2 protein-coding genes and 1 pseudogene are annotated in these 2,606 nt (G+C 34.0%); all 3 read right to left on the bottom strand.

From position 1 onward, the window contains the following. Nucleotides 1–167 (bottom strand): annotated as a pseudogene (locus F6K22_RS42775) (RNA-guided endonuclease TnpB family protein); the annotation flags it as partial. Between the two features lie 652 nt (nt 168–819). After that, nucleotides 820–1,050 carry a hypothetical protein gene (locus F6K22_RS38290; protein WP_293110118.1) on the bottom strand — a complete coding sequence of 77 codons (231 nt, stop codon included), beginning with the start codon at nt 1,048–1,050 and terminating at the stop codon, nt 820–822. A 626-nt stretch (nt 1,051–1,676) separates the two neighbouring features. After that, nucleotides 1,677–2,492: an FHA domain-containing protein gene (locus tag F6K22_RS38285; protein WP_483244200.1), complete on the bottom strand. Its 816-nt coding sequence runs from the start codon at nt 2,490–2,492 to the stop codon at nt 1,677–1,679. Nucleotides 2,493–2,606: the final 114 nt, after the last annotated feature.

Below are 2,606 nucleotides of genomic sequence, written 5' to 3'. Positions count from 1 at the left end.
TCTTGATTTTTCTCACCTTTCTTGTAAACAGGAATCAAATCATTATCTATAAAACTTGATGCACAGGCATAAGATTCTTCTGTAAGAATTACATTTATGCCTACCATCTTGGCTTTATAAGATAACATTTCAATTAACTTGTTATAGGAAACACTTTCCAAATTTTGATTGTTTCTTTTCCCTCAACTTATCTTCTGCTTCCACTCTTCATTGTGCCCAATTATCACAGTTCCTCTGCATCTGATTAATTAGAGTATCAATAATTAAACGAGATGCAATACGCGTATTGGGTCATTGATGAGCAAATTCTCTTTTATTGCAAAATTTTTTCAGTCTTTTGCTCGATCTATTTTCCTGGAGTTGAGATTTTAGGAAGCTTTTCACTTTGTTATAGTATTGATTGATAGATTTTAACGGTCTGCCATTTATCAAGAGTGGTTTTATTCCGGCGCTTATTAAAAGTTAATGTAGCTAGATTGTTTAATCCTATATCAATACTGGCACAACGATTTTTCTCTATTCGCAACTGTTTTTCACATTTCTCATAAATCACCTCAATTATATAATGGTTAAGTCTCGGGACGAGACGAACTTGTTTAAGAGTGTGAAGTAGGTACTAATGTTTTTAGATAAATCCCTGTTTTACTAGGATTAATAATTCCTTGTTTTAATGGTTTTTTGCTGATAGCTTGTGTCGTATAAACTACAAGATTTCTGCCTGTTATTTTTTTTTATATTTCGGAATACGAGGACGAGCATTAAACTTTGATGGGTTCTGTTTATAAACTTCATTCGCTGCTAAAAAACTCTTCGGTGTTTCTATCTAATATCATCAATATTTGTTGAGATACTCGATTCTGGAATTGCTTGATAATCTGATTGAGTAGATAGTGTACGCAGCAGGTCATAATAAGAAAGATAAGTCTTTTCAAATATAAAAGACTGACGAACTAAATAATTAGAATAGTTATAGAGATTTTTAAACAAGAAACACAGTCGGTCAATTTCAGGATAAAACCGATGATTTTTTGTATGGGATATGTCTCTCAACTAATCTCATAAATCAAGGGGTTAAAATTATATTAGGATTCGAGGATTTCGGAATTGTTCTGATTATTTGGTCTGAAACTCAAGTGCCAATTTCATTATACTATTAAACCTTTGGCCTTGGAGTTATTAAATTTTGTCAAATATTTAGTAGCTATGCTTGTATAAATCAACGAAGATATTTGACGTTACTTGACTATATATGACTATATTTATGTATAACTTTTATTATACATAAAATTAAACCTAAAAGACATATCCAGCCTAGATACTAAATATGTCTAAATATGTGAGATGGTTTTCTGCGCTGGCATTTACTTCGTATATCGGTACTTTGAGATTTTTCACACCGCAATTGCTTCAAACCCAGTAGTAGCAAGGGAAATAACTTGATTTGCTCAAAATAGCTGTTTGCCTAGCATAACCTGGTAAAACCTGTATATATCAATAAAACGGTTAATTCACGCTAAAAAGCTTATACAGTAGTAAGGTTTTTGACCTTATTTTTAACTTATTTTTTCCTAAAGTCCCGATATCAAACACTTTATTGTCAGAGTCTGTGGACTTATTCCCTACAGTACAGTTCAAACTTAAAGAATTTTGGTTTGATTTTTTTTAAATAACAATTTTTAGCCCAAGAAATTGTTGAGATTATTAAAAGTACCTGCGTAAGTTGTGCTTGGAATATCATAGCCTTTCAGATGTACTTTATACTGCTTGAATACTTGATGAACATTTGCTAGATTGGAAATATGCTTATAAGTGCCTTCTCCCAAAGCTATATCCATGCCAATTTCTTTCGTAGATGATTCAAGACGAAATGCTGCATTGACAGTATCTCCTAAAGCCGTATAATCAGAGCGTTCACTACTACCAGCATTACTTACCATTGCATAACCCGTATTTATTCCTGCTCCCACTCTCAGGGGAAAAGGCAAAGGATAGGTCTTACTTAATTCCTCTGTCACTTCATGTAAATCTTTCAGAGCCTGAAAAATACCTAGCATTTCTGTGATCCTGACTCCCTCAGCTCCATGAAACCAAACAGCCATAATTGCATCACCAATATACTTATCCACCCAACTGCCATTATTCCTAATAATATCTCCTGCTTGCCGAAACCAACTACCAATCACTTCAGATAATACCCTCTCATCAAGTTTTCTAGTCAGAACTGTAAAATCTCGGATATCCATCACCATCACTGAAATTAAGCGACGAACATGCAAGGTTGCTGTAAAGTCTTGAGAATCAATATCTATAGCGGATTCTATATCTATTTCTAGGTCAGGGCAACGAAATTCTAGTTCTGTTTGACCAAATAGTAGATCGTCCGCATCTTTTAAAGTAACAGGAATGCTAACACGACGGCCATTTACAAAAGAACCATTACGACTACCTAAATCGATCAGATAAAAATCTCCCGTATCCATCTGCTGTATCATAACATGGTTGCGGGATATCCATTTATCAGCTAGGACAAAGTATTATCTTTACTTCTACCAATAGTCCAACAATTATTTCCAACTAGAGGTAGGTAGCGATCGCCTGCTTCAGTG

The sequence above is a fragment of the Okeania sp. SIO2F4 genome (genome assembly GCF_010672385.1).
GTDB lineage: Bacteria > Cyanobacteriota > Cyanobacteriia > Cyanobacteriales > Microcoleaceae > Trichodesmium.
The sequence above is the reverse complement of the archived record's forward strand: the minus strand, read 5'-3'. Positions and strand labels throughout refer to the sequence as shown.

Excerpts from the sequence above, each read along its gene's own strand:
- F6K22_RS38285 (WP_483244200.1), bottom strand. The coding sequence starts at position 2,492 with ATGATACAGCAGATGGATACGGGAGATTTTTATCTGATCGATTTAGGT.